The organism is Novilysobacter viscosus (genome assembly GCF_046600715.1).
Taxonomy (GTDB): domain Bacteria; phylum Pseudomonadota; class Gammaproteobacteria; order Xanthomonadales; family Xanthomonadaceae; genus Lysobacter_C; species Lysobacter_C viscosus.
This window is the reverse complement of sequence record NZ_JBJMAV010000001.1, coordinates 526,040-551,972: the sequence shown is the minus strand read 5'-3', so window position 1 is coordinate 551,972 and position 25,933 is coordinate 526,040. Positions and strand designations below refer to the sequence as shown.

Below are 25,933 nucleotides of genomic sequence, written 5' to 3'. Positions count from 1 at the left end.
TCCGTGGCGCTAGGCGGGTGGCAGGTGGCGGGTTGGGGCCCGGGCATCGATCCCGGGTGCGTACCACGCCCTCCCGGTACCATCACGCCCGCTGCTGCCTCACGCCATTTCGTCGTTCGCCGCCTCGTCGAATTCGCTGCTCAGCTCGATCCGCGCGGTGTCCTCGCCCAGGGCCAGGGTCTTGACGTAGATCGTCGCCAGCGGCGCGTCCTGCACGATCTCCACCAGCTGCTCCTTGGCCAGCGTCAGCAGGCCCAGGAACGTCACCACCACGCCCAGCTTGCCCTCCTGGGGAGTGAACAGCGACTCGAAGCGATGGAACGCGCCGTCGCCAAGGCGCTCGAGCAATTCGCCCATGCGCTGGCGCACGCTGAGCGCATCGCGCTTGATTGCATGCTGCGTGTAGAGCTCGGCGCGCTTGAACACATCGTGCAGCGCCAGCAGCATTTCACGCAGATCCACCGGCGGTGGCAGGCGCACCTCGGCGCGGTCGGGCACGTATGCCGCCGCCGGCGCGGTGTCCCGGTCCTGGCGGGGCAGTGCGTCCAGGTCCTCGGCCGCCTTCTTGAACCGTTCGTACTCCTGCAGCCGGCGAACCAGCTCGGCGCGCGGGTCGTCTTCCTCGCTTTCTTCCGTGGGCTGGCGCGGCAGCAGCATCCGCGACTTGATCTCGGCCAGCATCGCAGCCATGACCAGGTATTCGGCGGCCAGCTCGAAGCGCATCTCGTGCATGGCCTGGATGTAGTGGACGTACTGCCGGGTGATGTCGGCGACCGGGATGTCCAGGATGTCCAGGTTCTGGCGGCGGATCAGGTACAGCAGCAGGTCCAGCGGCCCCTCGAACGCGTCCAGGATGATTTCCAGCGCGTCCGGCGGGATGTACAGGTCCTGCGGGATCTGCAGCAGCGGCTGCCCGTGCACCATCGCCAGCGGCATTTCCTGCTGCTGGGGGCGGGTGCGATCCGGGTTGGGTCCGGCCCCGGCAGGGTCGGTCGCGACGGGCGCGCTTTCTTCGATCATGCGTGGCCGGCCCCTCCGGGCCGTAGTCACTGCGTAGGCGGATGCCTGCAGGCCCATCGTTCGGACGGGCCCGAGAGTGCCGGCGACGCAGGGTCGGCCAGCTCGGTGCAACGGACAGCTAAGGTCGGTGCGTGGCGCCCGGAACGGCCCGGCGTGCGCGACGCGTCTGGCGCGTCGGGCGGGGCAGGGAGGTTGCGGGCGCGGACCGGTGGATCTGCAGGGCTGCCACGTGTCAGGTGGCGGTGGACGTGTCGACGGGTGGGATGACCGCGTGCGACGTGCCTGACTGCATCCGGTTTCGTGCAATTGCGCGTTAGCGTACGGACTCGCCCGGACGCTGTCCAGCCCACGCCCATCGCGCGTCGCGGGGTTCGCGCGCCGCGTTCATCCAGGTCGGGCGGGGCCGGGCGGCGGGTACAATCCGGCCCGCCCGGTCCGGGCAGTGGGTGCATCCAGGAGTACGACACGATGTGGTACGTGATCGAGGGGTACGACGGCGAGGACGGCCTGGCCGGGCGTGCGACCGCGCGCGCCGCGCACCTGGACCGGTTGCGGGCACTGCGCGATGCCGGACGGTTGCTGCTGGCCGGCCCTTGTCCGGCAATCGACGCCGAGGAGCCGGGGCCGGCCGGGTTCAGCGGCAGCCTGGTGGTGGTGCAGTTCGAGTCGCTGCAGGAAGCGCGCGCCTGGGCCGATGCCGATCCCTACGTGCATGCGGGCGTGTACCAGCGCGTCGAGGTGAGGCCGTTCCGGCCGGTGCTGCCATGACCGCGGCGTCCCGGCCACTGCCCCGCGAGCGTCGCAGGGACGCCATCCGGCAGGCCCTGGGGAGCGCGCTGTGCCCCGTTGCCCTGGACGTTGTCGACGAGAGCCACCTGCACGTGGGCCACGCCGGTGCGCGCGACGGGCGCAGCCATTTCAGGGTGGCAGTGGTGAGTGACGCCTTCGAGGGCCTCTCCCCGATTGCCCGGCATCGCGCGGTCTACGACGCACTCGGCGGATTGATGCAGACCGACATCCATGCGCTGTCGATCCTCGCGCACACGCCTCAGGAAGCTGCCCGGTCCGTTGATACCCCCGGCAGCCCGAGGGGCTGAGCCAGGGCCGCAACGTGGCCATTGCCCTCGAGGGGTGGGGACGCCTGCCCTTTGCGATGGCCCTTCGAAGCGATTAACTTCCGCCCGGCTTTGGCGCTGGCAAGGAGTCGCTGCACCCGTGGGCAACGTAACAATCAAGGATGTCGCAAGGGCAGCGGATGTGTCGGTCGCGACCGTGTCCCGTGCCCTGAATGGAAGTGGAAACGTGGCCGTCGCTGTCCGCGAACGCGTCTGCGCCGCTGCCCAGGCCCTTCGCTATACGCCACACCCGGCAGCGCGAAGCTTGAGCAGTCGTCGCACCCGCACCCTCGGCGTGGTCCTGCCGGAACTGGAGGACGGCTTCCTCTCCGAACTGTTGCGCGGCATCAACGAGGCCACCCGTGAGCAGGGCCTGCACCTGTTGGTGTCCAGCCACCTCCCCGACGCCAGGGCGCAGAGCGACGCCCTGCGGGCGATGCGCGGGCGGGTCGATGGCGTGCTGCTGATGGCGCCCGCTGCCGACGCCGCGGCGGCCTGCACGGATGGGCTGGCGGACACCCCCACCGTGGCGATCAACACATCGGTCCCGGGAGAAGGCGTTGCGGCGCTGTGCACGGACAACCGCGCAGGCGCGATGGCGATGGTGAGGCACCTCGTAGGCCGTGGCCATCGCCGTATCGCCTTCATCGCCGGCCCGGACGGCCACTTCGACGCTGACGGGCGACTGCGCGGCTATCGCGAAGGGCTGGCCATCCATGCCCCCGGCGTGGCGCACCAGGTCGTGGCCGGGGACTTCAGCGAAGCGGCGGGTAGCCGTGCAGGCCGGTTGTTGCTGGCCTCGCCCGATCGCCCCCATGCGGTCTTCGCCGCCAACGACCTCATGGCACTGGGGTGTCTGTCCGCGTTCCTGCAGGCCGGGTTGCGGGTGCCGGGTGACATCGCGCTCGCCGGATTCGGAGACATGCCGGCCGCCCGCTACGTGGACCCGGCGCTGACCACGGTCCAAGTGGCCCCTGGCGACCTTGGCCGGCGGGCCGTTTCGCGACTGCTGGCGCAGGTGGGCCCGGGCAGTCGCAGTGCACGGGTCGCTGGTGGCGCAGCCGGCAGCGACGGTTGCGGCGGCCACGCGGAGTGGGTACCCGGCGAACTGGTGGTCCGGGCTTCCAGCGCCGCCCCTAGCGGGCGGGGCTGACCGGGCAACGCCTCGATCATCCTGGCGCCAAGCCCGGGCGGCGACCGCGCCCGGTCCATGCGTGCCGGGTCTGTAGCCTCGCCGGCGCCCCGCTATACTCGCTCGAGTGCGCGTCCAAAGTGCCGCGTTCCGCCCTGAATATTCAATATCTTGCGCGGCTTTATTAATCCTGTTTCGCAATCAATCGGCGCGCTCCCGGGCGTGCCAGGGGCCCGTCCGTCGCATGCGTCTGTCCACCATCAAGCTGTCCGGCTTCAAGTCGTTCGTCGATCCCACCACGCTGCACCTGCCGACCAACATGACCGGCGTGGTCGGGCCCAACGGCTGTGGCAAGTCCAACATCATCGACGCGGTGCGCTGGGTGATGGGCGAAAGTTCGGCCAGCCGGCTGCGCGGCGATTCGCTGACGGACGTGATCTTCGCCGGCTCCTCCGCCCGCAAGCCGGTATCGCAGGCGATGGTCGAGCTGATCTTCGACAACTCCGACCACACCATCACCGGTGAGTACGGCGCCTTCGACGAGATCTCGGTCAAGCGCACGGTCAGCCGCGATGGCGGCAGCCAGTACTACCTCAACGGCGCCAAGTGCCGCCGGCGCGACATCACCGACCTGTTCCTGGGTACCGGCCTTGGACCGCGCAGCTACTCGATCATCGAGCAGGGGATGATCAGCCAGATCATCGAAGCGCGCCCCGAGGACCTGCGCGTGTACCTGGAGGAGGCTGCGGGCATCTCCAAGTACAAGGAGCGCCGCCGTGAGACCGAAACACGCATCCGCCACACCCGCGAGAACCTGGACCGCCTCAACGACCTGCGCGAAGAAGTCGGCAAGCAGCTCGAACACCTCAAGCGCCAGGCCCGCCAGGCCGAGCAGTACCAGGCCATCCAGGCCGACCGCAAGGTGCGCGACGTCGAGTGGAAGGCGCTGGAGTACCGCGAGCTGGACCGCAAGCTCCAGGCCCAACGCGAGAAGTTGTCGCAGCAGGAGACCCGCCTGCAGCAGCTGATCGCCGAACAGCGCGAGGCCGAGCGCGAGCTCGAGACCGGCCGCGTCAAGCGGGAAGAGGCCGCCGGGGCGCTCAACAAGGCACAGGCCGGGAGCTATGAAGTCAGCGGCGCGCTGGCCCGCATCGAACAGCAGATCCAGCACCAGCGCGAGATGTCGTCGCGCCTGCAACGCGCCCGCGACGAGGCGCAGGCGGCGCTGGCGGAGATCGCCGAGCACATCGGCAGCGACCAGGCGCAGCTGGAGGTCCTGCAGGCCGCCGTGTCCGAGGACGAGCCGAAGCTCGAAATGCTGCGCGAGACCGACGATGCCCGCCAGGAGTCGCTGCGCGAAGCCGAAACCCGCCTGGGTGACTGGCAGCAGCGCTGGGACGGACACGCCCGCGCGCAGTCCGAAGCCGTGCGCGCAGCGGACGTCGAGCGCACCCGCATCGAGCACCTGGACCGCCAGGCGCTGGATGCCGAGCGCCGCCGCGAGGCGCTCGTCGCCGAGCGTGCCGGGTTGGACCTGGACGCGCTGGCGGTGTCGTTCGAGCAGATCCAGGAGCAGCACGACGCCCAGAAGGCCTCGCTGGAGACGCTGACCGAAGCCCTGGAGTCCCGCAAGTCGGGGCTGGTCGAGCTGCAGGAGCAGCAGCGCGGCGTGCAGTCCGACCTGGCCGAGGCGCGCAAGCAGGCACAGGCCGCGCGCGGCCGGCTGTCGTCACTGGAGACGCTGCAGCATGCCGCCCTGGGCCAAGAACAGGGCGCGGCAGTAGGCTGGCTGAAGGCCCGGGGCCTGGATTCGGCGACCCGCGTCGGCGAGGCGCTGCAGGTCGAGCCGGGCTGGGAGAACGCGGTGGAAACCGCGCTCGGCCGGATGATCGAAGGCGTGCTGGTCGAGGCGCCCGAGGTGCTCGTCGAGGCGGTGGGCGAACTCGCCGAAGGCCGCCTGTCGCTGGTCGCCAGCGAGCGCGACGACACCGTCTACCCCGCCACTTCGCTGGCCTCGCGCGTGCAGGGCGCGGCCGCCATCCGCCGCCTGCTGGCCCGTTTGCACGGCGCGGACGACCTGGCCGAGGCGCGTCGCCTGGCGGCCGGGCTGGGCGAAGGCGAGTCGGTTGTCACCCGGAATGGCGAGCGCCTGGGCGCAGGCTGGCTGCAGGTGCTGCGGGCCGGCGATGCCCAGCAGGGCGCCCTGCTGCGCGAGCGCGAGATCCAGACGCTGCGCGCCGGGATCGAAACGCTGCAGTCACGCGAGCGCGAACTCGAGTCGACCCTGACCCAGTTGCGCGACCGCCTGCTGGCGGCCGAACAGCAGCGCGAGGACGCGCAGCGCGGGCTGTACATGGCGCACCGCGGCGTGTCCGAGCTGGCCGGCCAGCTGCAGAGCCAACAGGGGCGGGTGGATTCGGCACGCGGCCGCATCGAGAAGATCGAGGTCGAGCTGGCGACGCTGGCGCAGTCGCTGGACGGGAGCCGCGAGCAGGGCCGCGAAGCCCGCGCACGGCAGGAGGAAGCGGTCGAGCGGATGGGCACGCTGGAGGATGCGCGCCAGCAGCTGGAAGCCGAGCGACGTGCGCTGGTCGAGGGCCGCGACCAGGCCCGGACCGCGGCGCGTGAATCGCGCGATTCCGCCCACGCGCTCGCGCTGACACTCGAGTCCCAACGCACCCGGATCGCCGCGCTGACCCAGGCGCTGGACCGCATGGGCGGGCAGCGAGGCCAGCTGGACACCCGGCTGGGCGAGCTGTCGGCGCAACTGGCCGACGGCGACGCCCCGGTGCAGACGCTGGAGGAACAGCGCCAGGTTGCGCTGGAGCAGCGTGTGCAGGCCGAGCAGGCGTTGACCGCCGCGCGCATCGCGCTTGACGGCATCGACAACGACCTGCGTCGTTTCGAACAGACCCGCCACCAGCGCGATGAACAGGCCCTCCAGCAGCGCGAAGCCATCGGCCAGCGGCGGTTGGAACAGCAGGCGCTGGTGCTCAAGGCCGAGGGCCTGTCAGAGGCGGTGGTGGACGCCGGATTCGTTCTGGAAGAGGTGGCCAGCACCCTGGCCGAGGATGCCGCGCCGCAGGACTGGGAACGCTCCGTGGCCGAACTGGACGCCAAGCTGCGCCGGCTCGAGCCGGTCAACCTGGCCGCGATCGCCGAGCACGCCGAAGCCGCGCAGCGCAAGGACTACCTGGACGCGCAGGACACCGACCTGACCACCGCGCTGGACACACTGGAAGACGCGATCCGCAAGATCGACCGCGAGACGCGCGGCCGCTTCAAGGACACCTTCGACCGCGTCAACTCCGGCGTGCAGGAGCTGTATCCGCGCCTGTTCGGCGGCGGCCATGCCTACCTGGAGCTCACCGGCGAAGACCTGCTGGACACCGGCGTGGCGATCATGGCGCGCCCGCCCGGCAAGCGCGTGTCCAACATCTCGTTGTTGTCGGGCGGTGAAAAGGCAATGACAGCGGTGGCGCTGGTGTTCGCGATCTTCCGCCTCAATCCCGCGCCGTTCTGCCTGCTCGACGAGGTCGACGCGCCACTGGACGAGGCCAACGTGGGCCGGTTCACCTCGCTGGTGAGCGAGATGAGCGAGCAGGTGCAGTTCCTGTTCGTCACCCACAACAAGGCCACCATGGAAGCGGCCCACCAGATGTCGGGCGTGACCATGCGCGAGCCGGGCGTGAGCCGGCTGGTGTCGGTGGATCTGGAAGAGGCGGCGCGGCTGGCGGGCGCGGCGTAGGGCGGGCAGGGATTCGCCAGCACGCACCGCGTGGGTTCCAGGCGTGTTGCGAAAGCTTTGCGCCATCGGCCCGCATTGCGGACAATCGCCCGGTCCTTATTTTCCGGCACCCCTAGGAGACCCCGATGTCCGATGTCACCCTGCTGCGAGTCGGAATCCTTGTCGCCGGCCTGGTCCTGATTGCCGCGATCCTGTTCTTCGGCCGCCCGCGCAAGCCGGGGCAGGGGCGCCGGGTGCCACGCGACGGGCGCGACGCCGATGGCCGGCGCGAGCCCACGCTGGGCGAGCAGCTGGAACACGAATTGGCCACGGGGGAGGGCGCGCAGGGCGGTGACGCGGCGACGCAGGCCGAGCTGGACCTGTTCAACCGAACCGTCGAGGACGGCGCGGCCGCTGCCAATGGAGAGCTGGGGCGCCGGGTCAGCGAGGAGTTCGACAAGATCATCACCCTGTACCTGGCCGCGCGCGCAGGCGAGAAGCTGCACGGCCCCGACATCGTGGTCGCTGCGGAGAAAGCCGGCCTGGTCTATGGGCACATGGGCGTGTTCCACCGCCTTGTCGAGGGCCATCCGGAACAGGGCCCCGTCTTCAGCGTCGCCAACATCATGAAGCCCGGCAGCTTCGACATGGCCGACATCCAGTCGCTTGAGACCCCGGCCATCGCGTTCTTCCTGACCCTGCCCGCGCCGGTGCCGGCGCTCAACGCCTGGGAGACCATGCAGCCCACCGCCGAGCGCATGGCCGAGCTTCTCGGCGGCATCGTCCTGGACGAGCAGCGCAATGCGCTGGGCCGACAGCGCGTGATGCACATCCGCGACGAGCTGCGTGCCTACGACCGCGAACGCGAAGCGCCGCCGTTGACCCGTCCGGGGCGGTGGTAGGTCTTCCCGATTAGGGAGACCTGCCGTGGGTCGGGGTCCGCGCCCAGTGGCATGGACAGGGCTTCGGCATCTGCACCCGCGGGCGTTGCCGGTTCCGTGCGCCGCCGGGCGTCAGTCCCGTCATCGCGGGAATGAGGACATGGGCCGGACCCGCATGACTCGCGCAATGCACGCCCAACGCTGTATCCGCGCATATCCGTGGCAAACCCCCCGGAACATTCCCCGACCCGCCTGACATGCCCAGCCCCGCCGCCCGCATCGATGAACTCCGGCGCACGCTGGACGACGCCAACTACCGCTATTACGTACTCGACGACCCGACGATCCCGGACGCCGAGTACGACCGCCTGCTTCGGGAGCTGGAAGCGCTTGAGGCCGAGCATCCCGAACTGGCCAGCGAGGACTCGCCGACCCAGCGGGTGGGCATCGCGCCCAGCGGCGCGTTCGATGAAGTGCGACACGCGTTGCCGATGCTCTCGCTGGGCAACGCGTTCGAAGACGGGGAAGTGGCGGATTTCGTGCGACGCGTGCGTCAATCGCTGGGCGATGACGAACCGGTTTTTTCGGCCGAGCCCAAGCTCGACGGCCTTGCGATCAGCCTGCGCTACGAGGCGGGCCGCTTCGTACAGGGCGCGACCCGCGGCGATGGCGCGACGGGCGAGGACGTCACCGCCAACCTGCGCACGGTGAAAGCGGTGCCGCTGCAGTTGCGGGGCGAGGGCTGGCCACCCGTGCTCGAAGTCCGGGGCGAGGTCTACATGCCGCTGGCGGCCTTCAGGCGTTACAACGAGCGCGCCGTGGACGAGGGCGACAAGGTGCTGGCGAACCCCCGCAATGGCGCGGCCGGTTCCTTGCGCCAGCTGGACCCGCGGGTGACGGCGCGGCGGCCGCTTGCCTTCTATGCCTACGGCGTCGGGGCGGTCGAAGGCGGCGAGCTGCCGCCGACGCATTCGGCGACCCTGGCGAAGCTGCGTGAATGGGGCTTCCCGGTGAGCGGCGAGAGCGACGTCGTGCGCGGACTGGAGGGCCTGCTGGGCTATTACCGGACGATCGGCGAGCGCCGCGACGCATTGCCGTTCGACATCGACGGGGTGGTCTACAAGCTGGACGACTACGCCGGCCAGGAACAGCTGGGCTTCGTCTCGCGCGCCCCCCGCTGGGCGCTGGCGCACAAGTTCCCGGCGCAGGAACAGTCGACGCTGCTGGAGGGCATCGACATCCAGATCGGGCGCACCGGGGCGGTCACCCCGGTAGCGCGGCTGAAGGCCGTGCAGGTCGCGGGCGTCACCGTGACCAGCGCCACGTTGCACAACGCCGACCAGATCGCCCGCCTCGACGTCAGGGTCGGCGATACGGTCATCGTGAGGCGGGCGGGCGACGTCATCCCGGAAGTGGTGCGGGCCATGCCCGGGAACCGCGACCCCCACGCACCGGCCTGGACGATGCCGACGGCGTGCCCGGTCTGCGGCTCGGAGATCGTGCGCGAGGAGGGCGAGGCGGTGTGGCGGTGTTCGGGTGGGCTCGCATGCGCCGCCCAGCGCAAGGAAGCCATCCGCCACTTCGTCTCCCGCCGGGCGATGGACGTGGAGGGCCTGGGAGAACGCTTTGCCGAGGCGCTGGTCGACCTGGGCTACGTCCGGTCTGTTGCCGACGTCTACCGGCTGACCCTCGCCGACCTGCTGGAGATGAAGCGCCGCGCGGACGAGCGCGACGGAACCACGCCGGAGACGGTCCGGGGCGGCAAGGTGGCCAGCAAGTGGGCGGAGAACCTGGTCGAAGCCATCGAGAAGAGCCGACGCACCACGCTGGAGCGCTTCCTGTTCGCGCTGGGCATCCAGCACGTCGGCGAAAGCACTGCCAAGGCGCTGGCGCAGTGGTTCGGCTCGCTCCAGACCGTGCGCCGGCTGCCCTGGCCGTTGTTCAAGCATGTACCGGATATCGGTGGCGAAGTTGCGCGTGCGCTCGGGCACTTCTTCGACCAGGCCGGAAACCAGCAGGTGATCGACGAACTGCTGGAGCGCGGCGTGGTGATCGGCGACGAGCATCCGCCCACTTCCCGGTTGCGCGACGGTCTTGAACTGGCATCGCTGCTGGTGGACCTGGAGATCCCGAAGGTGACGCGTATCCGGGCCGGGCAGCTGGATGCAGCGTTTCCGGATGCCGCCGCCCTGATCGATGCGCCCGAGCACACCTTCGTGACCGCCGGCCTGCCGGCCGATACCGCCTCGGCACTGGCCGCGTGGCTGGAAGTGGAGGCCAACAGCCGGCTGCTTTCCTCCTCGTTCGAGGCGATGCAGGCGCTGCTGGCGGCGTTGCCCACCGATGACGCCCTCGCGGCCGGCCCGCTGGACGGCAAGACGGTGGTATTGACCGGCACGCTGGCGTCGATGACCCGCGAAGAAGCGAAGGCGCGGCTCGAAGCGCTGGGCGCAAAGGCCGCGGGTAGCGTATCGAAGAAGACCGACTTCGTCGTGGCCGGTGAGGCCGCCGGCTCCAAACTGGCCAGGGCCGAATCACTGGGCGTGGAGGTCTGGGACGAGGCGAGGCTGCAGGCCTTCCTCTCCGCCCATGAGTGACTCCGCGCCACCTGTAGGAGCCGCTTCAGCCGCGATCGGATGGCGGGCCGCGCGAACCGGCTTCACGATCGCGGCTGAAGCCGCTCCTGCAGCGGCCCCGCGCGCAGGGGGTGGGTCGGATGCTCCCTGATTGGCGGCCCGCGGCCTCCTTTGACGTGCTGCGTCTTCGCGCAGCGCTCAACGCCCGCATACGTGCCTTCTTCGCCGAGCGCGACGTCACCGAAGTCGAGACGCCGCTGATGTCGCTTGCCGGCAACACCGATCCCAACGTCGCGTCTTTTTCGACCCCGTTCTCGGGGCGCACCGACGGCGCACCGCGTACGCGCTGGCTGCGCACGTCACCCGAATTCCCGCTCAAGCGGCTGCTGGCCGCGGGGTTCGGCGACTGCTACGAGCTTGGGCGGGTGTTCCGGGATGGGGAGGCCGGCGTCCGCCACAACCCGGAATTCACGATGCTCGAGTGGTACCGGCTCGGCTGGGACCACAAGCGGCTGGTCGACGAAACCGCGGAACTGATCATGCAGGCCCTTGCGCTGGTTGGACGTGGCGCGACCCTGCAGCGGGTGCGCTACCGTGACCTCTACCGCGCGGCACTCGGCCTGGACCCGATGACTGCCACAGACGAGGCCCTGCGAGAGGCCCTCGGGGATGCCGTCATCGACCCAGCCGGCCTGTCGCGCGACGACTGGCTGGACCTGCTGATGACCCACCGGCTGCAACCGGGTTTCCCGGCCGACCGCCTGACCGCGGTGGTCGATTACCCCGCCAGCCAGTGCGCGTTGGCCCGGATCGCGCCCGACGCAGAAGGCACGCCGGTAGCGCAGCGCTTCGAGCTGTACCTCGGGCCGCTGGAGCTCGCCAACGGCTACCACGAGCTCGCCGACCCGGTGGAGCAGGGTGCGCGTTTCGACCGGGACTGTGCGGTACGCGACTCGCGCGGGGACGCTGCTCCGGCCCGCGACGACCACCTGTTGAATGCGCTGGCGTCGGGCTTCCCGGATTGCGCCGGCGTCGCGCTGGGCGTGGACCGGCTGCTGATGGCGATGGTCGGGACCGATCGCATCGCCGACGTACTCGCCTTCGACTTCGCCCGCGCCTAGACCTGCTCTTGTAGGAGCGGCTTCAGTCGCGATCCGGCTCGCCCCCTCCTGTAGGAGCGACGTGGGTCGCGACCGGGTTTGGGTGGCCGCGACGGTATCCGCAAGTAGCGATCGCGACTCACGTCGCTCCTACATTCAGTTCGACCGCCAAGCGATGGATCGCGGCTGAAGCCGCTCCTACAGGGCTGCGGATAGAATCACCGGATGACCCAGACCATCGACTTCGACCGCTACGACCGCGTCCGCCCGATCCGCTGGACCGGCGACGCCCTGGAGCTGCTCGACCAGCGCAAGCTCCCGTTTACCGTGGAATACGTGCGTTGCGAGACCAGCGACGAGGTAGCCGGGGCCATCCATGCGTTGACGGTGCGGGGCGCACCGGCCATCGGCATCGCCGCCGCATGGGGCGTGCTACTGGCTGCTCGAGGCGTACGCGCCGCCAGTGGCGCGGAAGCGGCCGCTGCACTGGAGCCCGCGATGCAGCGCCTCAATGCCGCACGCCCGACGGCGGTCAACCTGGCGTGGGCGCTGGCGCGCATGCGCCGGGTGCTGGCCGCTGCCGGCGCCGACTGGCGCGAGGTGATCGAGCGCGAGGCCCACGCGATCGCCGCCGAGGACCTCGCCGCCAACCGGCGCATGGGTGCCCTCGGCGCGGCACTGATCGACGAAGGCAGCGGCGTGCTGACCCATTGCAACACCGGCTCACTGGCCACCGCGGGCTTCGGCACCGCGCTCGGCGTGATCCGCGCGGGCGTTGCCCAGGGGCGCATCGACAAGGTATTCGCAGGTGAGACCCGGCCGTGGCTGCAGGGGGCGCGCCTGACCGCGTGGGAGCTGCAGCAGGACGGCATCCGACCCACCCTGATCGCCGATGCCGCGGCCTCGCACCTGATGAAGACGGGCGCGGTGCAATGGGTGATCGTCGGCGCCGACCGCATCTGCGCCAACGGCGATACCGCCAACAAGATCGGCACCTACCAGCTGGCGCTGGCCGCGCGGCACCACGGGGTGAAGTTCATGGTGGCCGCGCCCTCGTCCACCGTCGACATGGAAATGGCCAACGGCGACGGCATCGAGATCGAGGAGCGCGACCCCGGCGAGCTGCTGGGGCTGGGCACGGCGCGCACCGCAGCCGAGCAGATCGATGCGTGGAACCCGGTGTTCGACGTGACACCACACACGCTGATCGATGCGATCGTGACCGAGCGCGGCGTCATCGAGACGCCGGACGAGCCCAGGATGCGGGCGGCTTTCTGCTGAGGGCCTTCCCGGGCCGCGCAATTGCACCGGCCCGGATCGAACATGACCCGGCAACCGGGTGCTGGGCCCCACTTCTCACGTCGGCCTGCGGCAGATCTCGGGCTGGCCATCGTGGCGTAGGTCACGGCTGACGCCAGTCAGGAGCGGCCGGTAGTCGTGGCTGCGCGATATCGCACATCGCGATGCGTCCGTTCCGATGGCGGTCGGTGGCTGGATCCCTCCCGCCCCCGGGGCATGTCCCGCCGCCGTCATGCCGGCCGATTCCACGTTCGACGAGCGACGCTGGCTGACCGCGGCGGCCGACAACCGGCCCGTCGCTGCCTCCAGAGGCGGGAGAACAGGCTCGCAATCGCATGAAACGGGCTCTAAGTGCTTGTTTCTGCGTAAAAATAGCAGTGCGCGGACCCCTCGTTCGTGATACGATTTCACGTCTTTTTTATGCCGATCCCAAGGGGGTCCGGAACGGCGCCCCGTGGCCCGCGCTGGGCCCATGTGGAATCGGTCTGATCCGCCTCAAGCAACGGAAACCCGATGGCCGAACTCGCCAAGGAAATCATCCCGGTCAATCTCGAAGACGAGATGCGCCGCAGCTACCTGGATTATGCGATGAGCGTCATCGTCGGGCGTGCACTGCCCGACGCGCGCGACGGCCTCAAGCCCGTGCACCGGCGCGTCCTCTTCGCGATGAACGAGCTCGGCGCGCACAGCAACAAGCCGTACTACAAGTCGGCGCGCATCGTCGGTGACGTCATCGGCAAGTACCACCCGCACGGCGATTCGGCGGTGTACGACACCCTCGTGCGCATGGCCCAGCCGTTCTCGCTGCGCTACATGCTGGTGGACGGGCAGGGCAACTTCGGTTCGGTCGACGGCGACTCCGCCGCGGCCATGCGATACACCGAGGCGCGGATGTCGCGCATCAGCCACGAGCTGCTCGCCGACATCGACAAGGAAACCGTCGACTTCCAGCCCAACTACGACGAGAAGGAGCTCGAGCCCACGGTCATGCCGACCCGGGTGCCGAACCTGCTGGTCAACGGCTCGGCCGGCATCGCGGTGGGCATGGCGACCAACATTCCGCCGCACAACATGTCCGAGGTGATCGACGCGACCATCGCGCTGATCGACCAGCCCGAGATCGACGTCGACGGGCTGATGGAGCACATCCCCGGCCCCGACTTCCCGACCGCAGGCATCATCAACGGCACCGCCGGGATCATCACCGCCTACCGCACCGGCCGTGGCCGGGTGCGGATGCGCGCGCGGGCGGAGATCGAAGTGGCCGACAACGGCCGCGAGGCGATCGTCGTCACCGAGATCCCCTACCAGGTCAACAAGGCGCGGCTGATCGAGAAGATCGCCGAACTGGTCAAGGAAAAGAAGCTCGAGGGCATCAGCGAGCTGCGCGACGAGTCCGACAAGGACGGCATGCGCATCTACGTCGAGGTCAAGCGCGGCGAGTCCGCGGAGGTCGTGCTCAACAACCTCTACCAGCAGACCCAGATGGAGTCGGTGTTCGGCATCAACATGGTGGCGCTGGTCGACGGGCGCCCCCAGTTGCTGAACCTCAAGCAGGTGCTGCAGGCGTTCGTCCGCCACCGCCGCGAGGTGGTCACCCGCCGCACCATCTTCGACCTGCGCAAGGCGCGCGCACGCGCGCACATCCTTGAAGGCCTGACGGTCGCACTGGCCAACATCGACGAGATGATCGAACTGATCAAGACGTCGGCCAACCCCAACGAGGCGCGCGAGCGCATGCTGGCGCGGACGTGGGAGCCCGGCCTGGTCGGCGCGCTGCTGGCGGCTGCCGGCGCCGATGCCTCCCGGCCCGAGGACCTGCCGGCGGGCGTGGGCCTGCTCGACGGCGGCTACCAGCTGACCGAGACCCAGGCCCAGCAGATCCTAGAGATGCGCCTGCACCGCCTGACCGGGCTGGAACAGGAAAAGCTCACCGAGGAATACAAGCTGCTGCTGGAGACGATCCGCGGGCTGATCGAGATCCTCGAGAACCCCGACGTGCTGCTGGAGGTGATCCGCACCGAGCTGCGCAACGTCAAGGAAGAGTTCGGCGACCCGCGCCGCAGCGAAATCCGCCAGAGCGAAGAGGACCTGGACATCCTCGACCTGATCGCCCCGGAAGACGTGGTGGTCACCCTGTCCCACGCCGGTTACGCCAAGCGCCAGCCCATCACCGCCTATCGCGCGCAGAAGCGGGGCGGGCGCGGGCGCAATGCCGCGGCGACCAAGGACGAGGATTTCATCGACAAGCTGTGGCTGGTCAACACCCACGACACGCTGCTCACCTTCACCAGCGCCGGCCGGGTGTTCTGGCTGTCGGTACACCAGTTGCCGGACGCCGGGCCGAACGCACGCGGCCGTCCCATCATCAACTGGATCCCGCTGGAGACCGGCGAGCAGGTCCAGGCGGTGGTCCCGGTGCGCGAGTACGAGGAAGGCAAGTTCGTGTTCTTCGCCACCCGCAACGGCACGGTCAAGAAGACTCCGCTGACCGAGTTCGCCTACCGGCTCCAGCGCGGCAAGATCGCGATCAACCTGGACGAGGGCGATGCGCTGGTCAACGCCGAGCTGACCGATGGCGAGCGCGACATCATGCTGTTCGCCAGCAATGGCAAGGCAGTGCGTTTCGACGAGGCATCGGTCCGTTCGATGGGCCGTACCGCCACCGGCGTCCGCGGCATTCGACTGGCCGCAGGCGAGCGGGTGGTCAGCCTGATCGTGGTGGAAGAGGACGGCGACATCCTCACCGCCAGCGAGCGCGGCTACGGAAAGCGCACGCCGCAGGCCGAGTACCCGCGCAAGGGCCGGGGTACCCAGGGCGTGCTGGCGATCAAGACCAGCGAGCGCAACGGCCAACTGGTCGGCGCCGTGCAGCTGGGCGAGCACCACGAGGTACTGCTGATTTCGGACGGCGGGACGCTGGTACGCACCCGGGCATCGGAAATCTCGCAGGTCAGCCGCAACACCCAGGGCGTGACCCTGATGCGTCTGGCGGCCGACGAGACTCTGCAGGCGGTGGAGCGCCTGGATGCCTCGCTCGACGAGGAGAACGACGGCGAGGACGGGGAGCTGGCTGGAGCGCCGATCGCCGGTAGTGCCGGCGTGGATCCTGTCGGCGCGGCCAGTCCCGTGCCCGCGTCCGACGCCGGCTGACCAGGCTTCGGAGCACCGGACACGACGACGCCGCCCTCGGGCGGCGTCGTCGTGTCGGGGGTCTGAAAGGGACGGAGGAGGGTCAGCTGGACGCTGCGTCCGCCGAATCGAGCAGGCCCAGCATGTGCTCGGCCGAGGACACGCGGAACTCGCCCGGGGCCTCCACCTGCAGTTCGCGCACGACGCCGTTCTCCGCATACAGCGCGAAGCGCTTGGCCCGAGTGCCCATGCCATACGCACTGGCGTCGAGCTGCAGTCCCAGCGCACGGGCGAAATCCCCGTTGCCGTCGGCGAGCATCATCAGGCCGTCCGGCACTGCGTGGGCCTCGCCCCAGGCCTGCATCACGAAGGGGTCGTTGACCGACATGCAGGCAACGTCGATGCCGCGCTTGCGGAAGTCCTCGAAGCGCTCGACGAAGCCGGGCAGGTGCTTCTCCGAACAGGTCGGGGTGAAAGCGCCCGGCACTGCGAACAGCACGATGCGCCTGCCATCGAACAGGTTGTTGGTGTCGACGGTTTCGATGCCGTCACGGATGCGCTGCAGCGGGACCTCGGGAATGCGGTCGCCGACCTGGATGCTCATGGGGTGGCCTTTCGTTGGGGGTAGCGCCACAGTCTAGGTGGGCGTTGCCCCGGGCGGCGTCAAGACCGGTACACAGGTTGCCATTGCGCGCTTGCGGCACGCCCAAGGCCGCGCGGCGCGCGATCCTTCACTTGAAATCGCGCCGGACGTGGCCATTGTGTGCAGTCGTCGACCTGCGGCTGCGGGCGCTCCCCGCTCCGGGGCGCACGCGCGCCGACCGCACGCGGATTGTTTTCCGACTACTCACAAGAGGCGCCATGCAGTTCAAGGACTACTACGAGACGCTGGGGGTCGAGGCCTCCGCGGGCGAGGCGGAAATCAAGACCGCCTACCGCCGCATGGCCCGCAAGTACCATCCGGACGTGAGCAAGGAGTCCGGGGCGGAAGAGCGCTTCAAGGCGATCAACGAAGCCTACGAGGCCCTGCGCGATCCCCAGAAGCGGACCGCCTACGACCAGTTGCGCGCGCACGGCTACCGCCCGGGCGACGAGGTGCAGCCCCCGCCTGGCGGGTTCGGTGGGGCGCAGGGCTACGGCGGCGTGGATTTCGAGGAGATCTTTGCCGGCGGTGGTGCCGGCGGCGGTTTCAGCGACTTCTTCGAAACGATGTTCGGGCGCCAGCGCGCGCGAAGCAGCCCCGGTTTCCAGGGCCGTCCGCGACCGGCGGGCGACACCCGGGCCAAGCTCGCCATTTCGCTGGAGACGGTCTTCCAGGGCGGTTCGGTGCGCATCGGCATCAACGGCAGGATGCTCGACGTGCGCGTTCCGCGGGGCGTCCGCGAGGGTCAGGTGATCCGCCTGGCGGGGCAGGGCGAGGCGGGCGGCCACCTGCTGCTGGAGGTGGAGTACGCCGCGCATCCGCAGTTCGAGGTCGACGGACGCAACATCATCCACCAGCTGCCAGTGGCCCCGTGGGAAGCGGCACTGGGGGCGACTGTCAGTGTTCCGACGTTGGGCGGGGCGGTCGAATTGAAAGTGCCGGCGCGATCGGAGGCCGGTCGCAAGCTCCGACTGCGCGGCCGGGGTTTGCCGGGCACCCCGGATGGCGACCAGATCGTCGAGCTGGAGGTGCTGGCGCCGCCCCCGCAGGACACCGCGCAGACCCAGGCGTACGAGGCGATGCGCGATTCTTTCGGGAGCGACTGGCGCAGGGCCTGAGAAGCGGGGCACGCCTTCCGTGACGGCACGCGGTCGCCTCCTGAAGGGAGGCGCTCGCGGACGGGGCTGGGTTGGGCGGTCCTAGCCGGGCAGCAGCTGCCCCAGCACTTCGGCCAGGTCGGCCTCGTTGAACGGCTTGGTGATATAGGCCTTCGCGCCCTGGCGCATCCCCCAGACCCGGTCGGTGTCCTGGTCCTTGGTCGTCACCAGTACGACCGGGATGTGCTTGGTGGCGGGATCGCGCGCGATCGACCGCGTTGCCTGGAACCCGTTGAGGTTCGGCATGACCACGTCCATCAACACCAGGTCGGGGAGTTCGCGCTTGGCTGCTTCCACGCCGGCTGCGCCATCCTCGGCGGTCACGGTGTCATGGCCCAGCTTTTCGACGATGCGCTTGATGCCCACCAGCTGGGACGGTGAGTCGTCCACGATCAGAATGCGCGCCATGGTCAGTCCCCGGGAAATGGTGCCGATTGTAGCTGGCCGCGGCGGCCCCGCAAATCGGCGCTGCCCAGTGTACCGGCTGGACTTCTTCAGCCGCCGCCGATCCGCACCAGCGTGCGACCCAGAGATCCCCCGCCCAGCATGACCGGGAAGACATCCTGGAGCTGGTCCAGGGTGGCCTCGCGGGTGCAGATGCGCTCCAGGTGCCGGGGCTTCCATTCGCTGGCGAGGTGCTGCCAGACCGCCTCGCGGATGTCCCGCGCGGTACCGGCCGATGCGACCCCGAGCAGCGACACGCCGCGGATGATGAACGGCATGACGGTGCTCTCCAGCACGTGCGTGGCCGCCAGGCCGGCACTTGCCACGTTGCCGTACGGAGCGGTCTGGGCCAGCAGGCTGGCGAGCATCGGCCCGCCGACATTGTCCAGGCCGCCGCCAAAGCGCGCGGATTCCATCGGGCGGCGGGTCGACAGCGCATCGCGCCCGACCACTTCGCTGGCGCCGATCGACTTGAGGTAATCCACTTGGTCGGCCTTGCCGCTGACGGCATGCACCTCGAAACCCGCACGGCTGAAGATGTCCACCGCCAGCGAGCCGACGCCTCCGCTGGCCCCGGTGACGGCCAACGGGCCGAGCGCCGGCACCTGCCGGTTCTCGACCATGCGCAGTAGCGCGAGTGCGGCAGTGAAGCCCGCCGTACCGAGGATCATGCTTTCGCGCAGGCTCAGGCCCCGGGGCAGCGCGATGGCCCACCGCGACTCCAGCCGCGCGTATTCGGCATAGCCGCCGTCGCGGGTCTCGCTCAGGCCGCAGCCGGTGACGATTACCGCGTCACCTTCCTTGAACGTGCGGTCGCTGGACGCCACCACGTGGCCGGCGACATCGATGCCACCCACCAGCGGGAAACGGCGCAGGATCTTGCCCTGCCCGGTGCCGGCTAGGGCATCCTTGAAGTTGACTGACGAGTAGGCGGTCCTGATGACGATCTCGCCCGCGGCGAGGTCATCCAGCCGGATGGTCTCCAGGCCACTGCGGTAGCCGTCGGCATCGTCGTGGATGCGGAAGGCGGAGAAGGTATCGGGCAACGTATCCATAGGGCTCCTCGCCCCGGCGACCGCCGGGCTGGTGATCTGTGGGGACGCGGGCGGTTACCGCAATGCCTTTCGCCGCTTCTCGTCCAGCCATTTTTCCGCGCCGGCCGGGCTGTATGCATGCATCCAGGCCAGCATGGTGTCGATATCCTCGCCGTGCCACAGGTCCTGGCGCTGGTCGGCATGGAGGAATCGCTCGGCGACCATGCGGTCCATCATCGATACCAGCGGTGCGTAGAAGCCGTCGACATCAAGGAACGCGCAGGGCTTGTTGCCGATGCCCAGCTGTCGCCAGGTCAGCATCTCGAACATTTCGTCCAGCGTGCCGAAGCCGCCGGGCAGGGCGACGAACCCGTCGGCAAGGTCGAACATGCGAGCCTTGCGCTCGTGCATGTTGGCGACGACTTCAAGTCGGGTGACGCCGCGGTGGGCGACTTCCCAGCCGACGAGCTGCTCGGGGATGACGCCAACCACCTCGCCGCCAGCCTCCAGCGCCGCGTCGGCAACAACGCCCATCAGGCCGACGTTGCCGCCCCCGTAGACCAGGGCGATGCCGTCGCCAGCCAAGCGCTGGCCCAGCGCCATGGCCCGTTCGGTGTAAGCGGGGCGGGAGCCCGCGTTCGAGCCGCAGTAGACGCAGATGGAGCGGATCGTGGTGGGGGTGTCAGGCATCGTCGGGCCTTTGTTTCGGTGGCATGCCAGCAGCCTTGTCGACCCGGCTGGCCGGTCGACCAGCCGTCCTGGCCAGAGCAGGACGGGAGCAGCCCTGTCGGCCGAACCCCGCGCCCGGCCAGCGCCGGGGGCGGGATGGCACGGGCTCAGTTCGCCTTGTGGATCGCGCGCTTGTCCACGGCCATGGCGGCATCGTGGATCGCCTCCGACAGGGTCGGGTGGGCGTGGCAGATGCGCGCCAGGTCGTCGGCCGAGCCGTTGAACTCCATGGTCAGCACGCCTTCGTGGACCAGCTCGGAGACGCCGACACCGACCAGGTGCAGGCCCAGGACGCGATCGGTCTCTTCGTGCGCGATGACCTTGACGAAGCCGGCCGGCTCGCCCATGGCTACCGCCCTGCCCACGGCCGCGAACGGGAAGCTGCCGGTTTTGTAGGGCACGCCTTCTTCCTTGAGCTGCTGCTCCGTCTTGCCGACCCAGGCGATTTCCGGCTCGGTGTAGATCACCCAGGGCACGGTATCGAGGTTGACGTGGCCGGGCAGGCCGGCAATGAGTTCGGCGACGGCGATGCCTTCCTCGAAACCCTTGTGCGCCAGCATCGGCCCGCGGACGCAGTCGCCGACCGCCCAGACGCCGTCGACGCCGGTGTGGCAGTGCTCATCCACCTCGATGCGGCCGCGGTCATCGAGCTTCACGCCGGTGCCATCGGCCAGCAGGCCCTTGCTCGCTGCCTTGCGGCCCACGGCCACCAACAGCTTGTCGACCACCATCGATTGCTCGCCATCCTTGTCGGCGTAGGTGAGGTGCACTTCCTTGGACTTGCCCTTGGACTTGACCTCGGCCTTGCTGACCTTGGCGCCCAGCTTGATGTCCAGGCCCTGCTTCTTGAATTCCTTGGCGGCGGTCCTGGCGACCTCCGCATCTGTGGCGGCGAGGAATTCGGGCATCGCCTCGAGGATGGTGACCTCCGCGCCCAGCCGCTTCCACACGCTGCCCAGTTCCAGGCCGATCACGCCGGCGCCGATCACGCCCAGGCGCTTGGGCACCGCGGTGAAGTCGAGCGCGCCGACGTTGTCGACGATGGCATCACCGTCGAACTTCGCGAACGGCAGCTCGATGGAATCCGACCCGGCCGCGATAACCACGTTGGTGCCCTTGAGCTCGACTTCGCTGCCGTCGTGCTGCTTGACCTTGACCACGTTGCCCTTGTGGAGGGTGCCGAAGCCGTAGAACGTGGCGACCTTGTTCGCCTTGAACAGCATCGCGATGCCGCCGGTGAACTGCTTCACGATCTTGTCCTTGCGCCCGACCATCTGGGACACGTCCATCTTCGCGTCCTTGAAGCTGATGCCGTGCTCGTCGAAGAGGTGGTGCATGTTCCAGAACTGGCGCGAGGAATCCAGCAGCGCCTTGGAGGGGATGCAGCCCACGCGCAGGCAGGTGCCGCCAAGGGCCGGCTTGCCGTCCTTGCCAAGTGCAGCGTCGATGCAGGCGGTCTTCAGGCCAAGCTGGGCGGCACGGATCGCGGCGTGGTAACCGGCGGGACCGGCACCGATCACGACGACGTCGAAGTTCTGCTGTTCGCTCATTTCAATGTTCCTTGTGGCTCGTTGCGAGAAGCCCCGCACGGGGCGGGGCTTGCGCGGGCGATTACATGCCCAGCAGCATGCGGTGCGGGTTCTCGAGCTGGTTCTTGATGTCGACCAGGAACAGCACCGCGTCCTTGCCGTCGATGATGCGGTGGTCGTAGCTCAGCGCGATGTACATCATCGGCGCGGCTATGACCTGGCCGTTCTCGACGATCGCGCGCTCCTTGATGGTGTGCATGCCGAGGATCGCCGACTGCGGCGGATTGATGATCGGCGTGGACATCAACGAGCCGAAGGTGCCGCCGTTGGTGATGGTGAAGGTGCCGCCCTGCAGGTCCTCCAGCTTGAGCCCGCCCTCTCGCGCGGCCCTGGCGAACCCGTCGATGCCCTTTTCCACGTCGGCGAAGCCCATGCGCTCCACGTTGCGCAGCACGGGCGTGACCAGGCCCTTGTCAGTGGACACCGCGATCGAGATGTCGGCATAGCCGTGGTAGACGATGTCCTTGCCGTCGACCGAGGCATTCACCAGCGGGTACTTCAACAGCGCGTTGGCGGCGGCCTTTGCGAAGAAGCTCATGAAGCCGAGCTTGATGCCGTGTTCCTTCTGGAACGACTCGCCCAGTTCCTTGCGCATGGCCATGACCTTGCCCAGGTTCACCTCGTTGAACGAGGTCAGCATGGCTGTGGAGTTCTTCGACTCCATCAGGCGCTCGGCGATGCGCGCGCGCATGCGGGTCATCGGCACGCGCTCCTCGGGACGTGGGCCACCCGCCTTGCCGACGCCACCGCTGCGCGCATAGTTGACGATGTCTTCCTTGGTCACCGCGCCGCGGCGGCCGGTGCCCTCGACCTGCCCGGGATCGATGCCTTCCTTGGCGGCGGTGAAGCGTGCGCCCGGCGGCAATTCGTCGCCCTTGGACGACTTGGATGACTTGGATGACTTGGAGGCAGGGTTGGCGGCTTCGGCCTTGGGCTGCACGGGCCGGGTGTCGGCCTCCTGCTTCTTTGCTTCTGCCGGCGACGCGGCGGGCGCGGGCGTGTGCTCGGCCGGGGCTGCCGCGCCCGCCTCGACGATGGCCAGCACCTGCTCGCTGGTCACGGTCGCGCCGCTGTCGAACTTGATCTCCTTGAGCACGCCGTCGACGGGCGAGGGCACCTCCAGCACGACCTTGTCGGTCTCCAGGTCGACCAGGTTCTCGTCGCGCTTGACCGCGTCGCCCGGCTTCTTGTGCCAGGTGGCGATGGTGGCGTCCGACACGGACTCGGGCAGTACCGGGACTTTGATTTCGGTGCTCATGGGAAAACGTCCTTAGAAATGGGTCGATCCAAAACGGTGATGTCGGGTCCCGGACTGGCCGGGAGTGTCGAGCGTGCGCGCGGCGCTGGTGCGGCGCCGTGTTATTCGGCGCAGTCCTCGCCCTGCAGGGGATTGACCAGGGCATCGGCGACCAGCTTGGCCTGCTCGACGACGTGGTCCGCGAAATGCCCGGCGGCAGGTGACGGCGAGCGCAGGCGACCGGTGTAATGCAGTGACTGCTTGCCCTGCAGGCAGTAGCTGAGGTGGTGGCGGATCTGGTACCACGCGCCCTGGTTCTGGGGCTCTTCCTGGCACCACACGACGTCGGCAACGCCGCCCAGCCGCTTGAGCTCGGACTTGAGCTCCTCGCGCGGGAACGGGTAGAGCTGCTCTACGCGCACGAGCGCGACATCCTCGAGCTCCTGCTTGTTGGCTTCCTCGACCAGGTCGTAATAGACCTTGCCCGAGCACACGACCACGCGCTTGGCTTTCTTCGCCGTGCAGGTGGTGTCCGGGATCAGCGTCTGGAAGCCTCCGTCGGCCAGGTCCTCCATCGTCGACACCGCGAGCTTGTGGCGAAGGAGCGACTTGGGCGTCATCACCACCAGGGGCTTGCGGGTGCCCATGTGCATCTGGCGGCGGATCATGTGGTACGCCTGCGCCGGGGTGGTCGGCACGCACACCATCATGTTGTCCAGCGCGCAAAGCTGCAGGAAGCGCTCCAGCCGCGCCGAGCTGTGCTCCGGGCCCTGGCCTTCGTAGCCGTGCGGCAGGAACAGCGCCAGGCCGCACAGGCGGCCCCACTTCGCCTCGCCCGAGGACAGGAACTGGTCGATGACGACCTGCGCGCCGTTGGCGAAGTCGCCGAACTGGGCTTCCCAGATGTCCAGCGTCATCGGGTCGGCGCTGGAGTAGCCGTACTCGAAGCCCATCACCGCCTCTTCGCTCAGCAGCGAGTCGATGATGGTGACGTCGGTGGGATTCTCGACCAGCCCACGCAGCGGGACGTGTGCTTCGTTCCCATCCTGGTCGTGGAGGATCGCGTGGCGGTGGAAGAACGTGCCGCGGCCGCTGTCCTGGCCCACCAGGCGCAGGCGGTAGCCCTCGGTCAGCAAGGTGGCGTAGGCGAGGTTCTCGGCGAAGCCCCAGTCGCCGCCCTGTTCGCCGGCCGCCATGCGGCGGCGGTCCTCGTAGATCTTGGCGACGCGCCCATGCAGGCGGGTGCCATCCGGGATCGTGTTGATCGCCGTGGCGAGGCGGTCCAGCTCATTGCGCTTGAAGGTGGTGTCGACCGTGTCGCCCAGCTTCCCCTTCAGGAACCGGGTCCAGTCGACCGTGAATTCGTCGGGCTTCACTTCGACCACCTCGGTGGTGACCACGCCCTCGTCGAGCTTGTCGCGGTAGGCATCGACCATCGCCTGCGCCTCGGCCTCGGTCACCGTGCCTTCGGCCACCAGCTGTTGGGCGTAGAGCGCGCGCGGGGGCTGGTGCTTGCGGATCACCTGGTACATCAGCGGCTGTGTCGCGGCCGGCTCGTCAGCCTCGTTGTGGCCATGGCGGCGGTAGCAGACCAGGTCGATGACCACGTCCTTGCCGAACCGGTTGCGGAAGTCCAGCGCGAGCTCGGCGCAGAACACCACCGCCTCGGGGTCGTCGCCGTTCACGTGCAGCACCGGCGCGCCGACCATCTTGGCCACGTCGGTGCAGTACAGCGTCGAACGGGCGTCCTGGCGCTCGCTGGTGGTGAAGCCCACCTGGTTGTTGATCACGATGTGGAGCGTGCCGCCGACGGCGAAACCGCGCGCCTGCGACATCTGCAGCAGTTCCATGACCACGCCCTGGCCGGCGAAGGCCGCATCGCCATGCATCAGCACCGGCAGCACCTGCGCACGGCCCGATTCGCCGCGGCGGGCCTGGCGGGAACGCACGCTTCCGGTCACGACCGGGTCGACGATTTCCAGGTGCGAGGGGTTGAATGCCAGCGCAAGGTGCACAGGGCCGCCGGGGGTGGCGACGTCGGCGGAGAAGCCCATGTGGTACTTCACGTCGCCGGTCTGGGCCAGTTCGTGGTTGACGTGTTCGAACTTGCCTTCGAATTCGTCGAACAACTGGCGCGGTGGCTTGCCGAGCGTGTTGATCAGGACGTTGAGGCGGCCACGATGGGCCATGCCGATCACCACGTCCTGGGCGCCCTGTTCGCCCGCCCGGCGAATGGTGGTGTCCATCAGCGGGATCAGTGAATCGCCGCCTTCCAGCGAGAAACGCTTCTGGCCGACGTACTTGGTGCCCAGGTAGCGCTCAAGTCCGTCGGCCGCGGTCAGGCGTTCCAGGATGCGGCGTTTCGCATCGGTACCGAAGCCGAACTTGCCGGCAGCCGCTTCCAGCCGTTCGTACACCCAGCGGCGCTGTTCGGCATCGGTGATGTGCATGAACTCGGCGCCGATGCTGCCGGTGTAGGTGGCCTTCAGCGTGGCGAGGATGTCGCGCAGCTTCATGCGCTCCTGGCCCGCGAGCCCCCCGGTGCTGAAAGACGCGTCCAGGTCGCTTTCGGACAGGCGGTGGAAGCCCAGCGCCAAATCCGGCGCGTCGGGCTTCTCCAGCAGGCCCAACGGGTCGATGTTGGCCGCCAGGTGGCCACGCGAACGGTAGGCGGTGATCAGCTTGCCGACGCCGCGCTCGCGCTCGTCCCCGGTGCCCGAGCCCCCTGCGGGCTTGCCATTGGCGGCTCGCTTGGCGGCCTGGGCGATGCTGGCAATGGCTGCGGAGTGCGGCAGGTCGCCCGCTTCCCGTCCCCGGAAGCCGTCGAAGTAGGTGCGCCACTTGGCGCCGACCGACTCCGGGTCGACCAGGTACTGCTCGTACAGGTCTTCGATGTATGCGCCGTTGGCGCCAAGTTGCGAGGACTGGGAGAAGTGCTTCAGCAGATTGTCCACGATGGGGTCGGGAGACTCGGAAGGGGAGGTCGGGGCCAAACGGGCGCACGAGCGCATGAACAGGCCCAAGAACCCCGAATTATAGCGTCAGGCAGGGGGGCTCCGGCCAACCGGGACGTGCCTGCGACCCGGTGTTGCGATCGCCGCCGGTTGCCCTCGGTTCA

General features: G+C 68.8%; 18 protein-coding genes. 10 read left to right on the top strand and 8 right to left on the bottom strand.

Features of this window, described 5'->3' with window-relative positions:
• Positions 1–99 precede the first annotated feature (99 nt).
• Positions 100–1,020, bottom strand: coding sequence for a segregation and condensation protein A (locus tag ACJQWL_RS02545; RefSeq protein WP_330967694.1), 921 nt, complete (start codon positions 1,018–1,020; stop codon positions 100–102).
• A 468-nt stretch (positions 1,021–1,488) separates the two neighbouring features.
• Here ACJQWL_RS02545 and ACJQWL_RS02540 point away from each other — a divergent pair, with 468 nt between their 5' ends.
• The 9 genes from ACJQWL_RS02540 (at position 1,489) to gyrA (ending at position 16,003) form a co-directional block, all read left to right on the top strand.
• Positions 1,489–1,788, top strand: a complete 300-nt coding sequence (locus ACJQWL_RS02540) for a YciI family protein (protein ID WP_330967693.1) — start codon at positions 1,489–1,491, stop codon at positions 1,786–1,788.
• Positions 1,785–2,117, top strand: coding sequence for a BolA family protein (locus ACJQWL_RS02535; RefSeq protein WP_330967692.1), 333 nt, complete (start codon positions 1,785–1,787; stop codon positions 2,115–2,117). The genes ACJQWL_RS02540 and ACJQWL_RS02535 overlap by 4 nt, the downstream gene beginning before the upstream one ends.
• Positions 2,118–2,235: 118 nt before the next feature.
• Positions 2,236–3,288, top strand: a complete 1,053-nt coding sequence (locus tag ACJQWL_RS02530) for a LacI family DNA-binding transcriptional regulator (protein WP_330967691.1) — start codon at positions 2,236–2,238, stop codon at positions 3,286–3,288.
• 223 nt (positions 3,289–3,511) lie between these two features.
• Positions 3,512–7,015 carry a chromosome segregation protein SMC gene (gene smc, locus ACJQWL_RS02525; protein WP_330967690.1) on the top strand — a complete coding sequence of 1,168 codons (3,504 nt, stop codon included), beginning with the start codon at positions 3,512–3,514 and terminating at the stop codon, positions 7,013–7,015.
• Between the two features lie 125 nt (positions 7,016–7,140).
• Positions 7,141–7,896 carry a cell division protein ZipA gene (zipA, locus tag ACJQWL_RS02520; protein WP_330967689.1) on the top strand — a complete coding sequence of 252 codons (756 nt, stop codon included), beginning with the start codon at positions 7,141–7,143 and terminating at the stop codon, positions 7,894–7,896.
• A 236-nt stretch (positions 7,897–8,132) separates the two neighbouring features.
• Positions 8,133–10,472: an NAD-dependent DNA ligase LigA gene (ligA, locus tag ACJQWL_RS02515; RefSeq protein ID WP_330967688.1), complete on the top strand. Its 2,340-nt coding sequence runs from the start codon at positions 8,133–8,135 to the stop codon at positions 10,470–10,472.
• 119 nt (positions 10,473–10,591) lie between these two features.
• Positions 10,592–11,572 (top strand): EF-P lysine aminoacylase EpmA, encoded by a 981-nt coding sequence (gene epmA / locus ACJQWL_RS02510; protein ID WP_330967687.1) that lies wholly within the window; start codon positions 10,592–10,594, stop codon positions 11,570–11,572.
• A gap of 204 nt (positions 11,573–11,776) precedes the next feature.
• Complete coding sequence (gene mtnA, locus ACJQWL_RS02505) at positions 11,777–12,832, top strand: S-methyl-5-thioribose-1-phosphate isomerase (RefSeq protein WP_330967686.1); 1,056 nt, start codon at positions 11,777–11,779, stop codon at positions 12,830–12,832.
• 531 nt (positions 12,833–13,363) lie between these two features.
• Positions 13,364–16,003: a DNA gyrase subunit A gene (gene gyrA / locus ACJQWL_RS02500; RefSeq protein WP_330967685.1), complete on the top strand. Its 2,640-nt coding sequence runs from the start codon at positions 13,364–13,366 to the stop codon at positions 16,001–16,003.
• Between the two features lie 82 nt (positions 16,004–16,085).
• Here the strand turns inward: gyrA and ACJQWL_RS02495 are convergent, their stop codons facing one another.
• Positions 16,086–16,586 (bottom strand): peroxiredoxin, encoded by a 501-nt coding sequence (locus ACJQWL_RS02495; protein WP_330967684.1) that lies wholly within the window; start codon positions 16,584–16,586, stop codon positions 16,086–16,088.
• Between the two features lie 257 nt (positions 16,587–16,843).
• Between ACJQWL_RS02495 and ACJQWL_RS02490 the strand changes: the two genes are divergently transcribed.
• Positions 16,844–17,743, top strand: a complete 900-nt coding sequence (locus tag ACJQWL_RS02490; protein WP_330967683.1) for a DnaJ C-terminal domain-containing protein — start codon at positions 16,844–16,846, stop codon at positions 17,741–17,743.
• 81 nt (positions 17,744–17,824) lie between these two features.
• Here ACJQWL_RS02490 and ACJQWL_RS02485 read toward each other — a convergent pair whose 3' ends face one another.
• The 6 genes from ACJQWL_RS02485 to ACJQWL_RS02460 all read right to left on the bottom strand — a co-directional run bounded on the left by ACJQWL_RS02485 (position 17,825) and on the right by ACJQWL_RS02460 (position 25,769).
• Positions 17,825–18,190, bottom strand: coding sequence for a response regulator (locus tag ACJQWL_RS02485; RefSeq protein ID WP_330967682.1), 366 nt, complete (start codon positions 18,188–18,190; stop codon positions 17,825–17,827).
• 86 nt (positions 18,191–18,276) lie between these two features.
• A complete protein-coding gene (locus tag ACJQWL_RS02480; protein ID WP_330967681.1) occupies positions 18,277–19,281 on the bottom strand; it encodes a YhdH/YhfP family quinone oxidoreductase in 1,005 nt (334 codons plus the stop codon).
• A gap of 54 nt (positions 19,282–19,335) precedes the next feature.
• Positions 19,336–19,929, bottom strand: a complete 594-nt coding sequence (locus ACJQWL_RS02475) for an LOG family protein (RefSeq protein ID WP_330967825.1) — start codon at positions 19,927–19,929, stop codon at positions 19,336–19,338.
• Between the two features lie 167 nt (positions 19,930–20,096).
• Positions 20,097–21,539 (bottom strand): dihydrolipoyl dehydrogenase, encoded by a 1,443-nt coding sequence (gene lpdA, locus ACJQWL_RS02470; RefSeq protein WP_330967680.1) that lies wholly within the window; start codon positions 21,537–21,539, stop codon positions 20,097–20,099.
• A 61-nt stretch (positions 21,540–21,600) separates the two neighbouring features.
• A complete protein-coding gene (gene sucB, locus ACJQWL_RS02465) occupies positions 21,601–22,836 on the bottom strand; it encodes a dihydrolipoyllysine-residue succinyltransferase (protein ID WP_330967679.1) in 1,236 nt (411 codons plus the stop codon).
• Positions 22,837–22,937: 101 nt separating this feature from the next.
• On the bottom strand, positions 22,938–25,769 hold the full coding sequence (locus ACJQWL_RS02460) for a 2-oxoglutarate dehydrogenase E1 component (protein WP_330967678.1): 2,832 nt from the start codon (positions 25,767–25,769) through the stop codon (positions 22,938–22,940).
• Positions 25,770–25,933 lie beyond the last annotated feature (164 nt).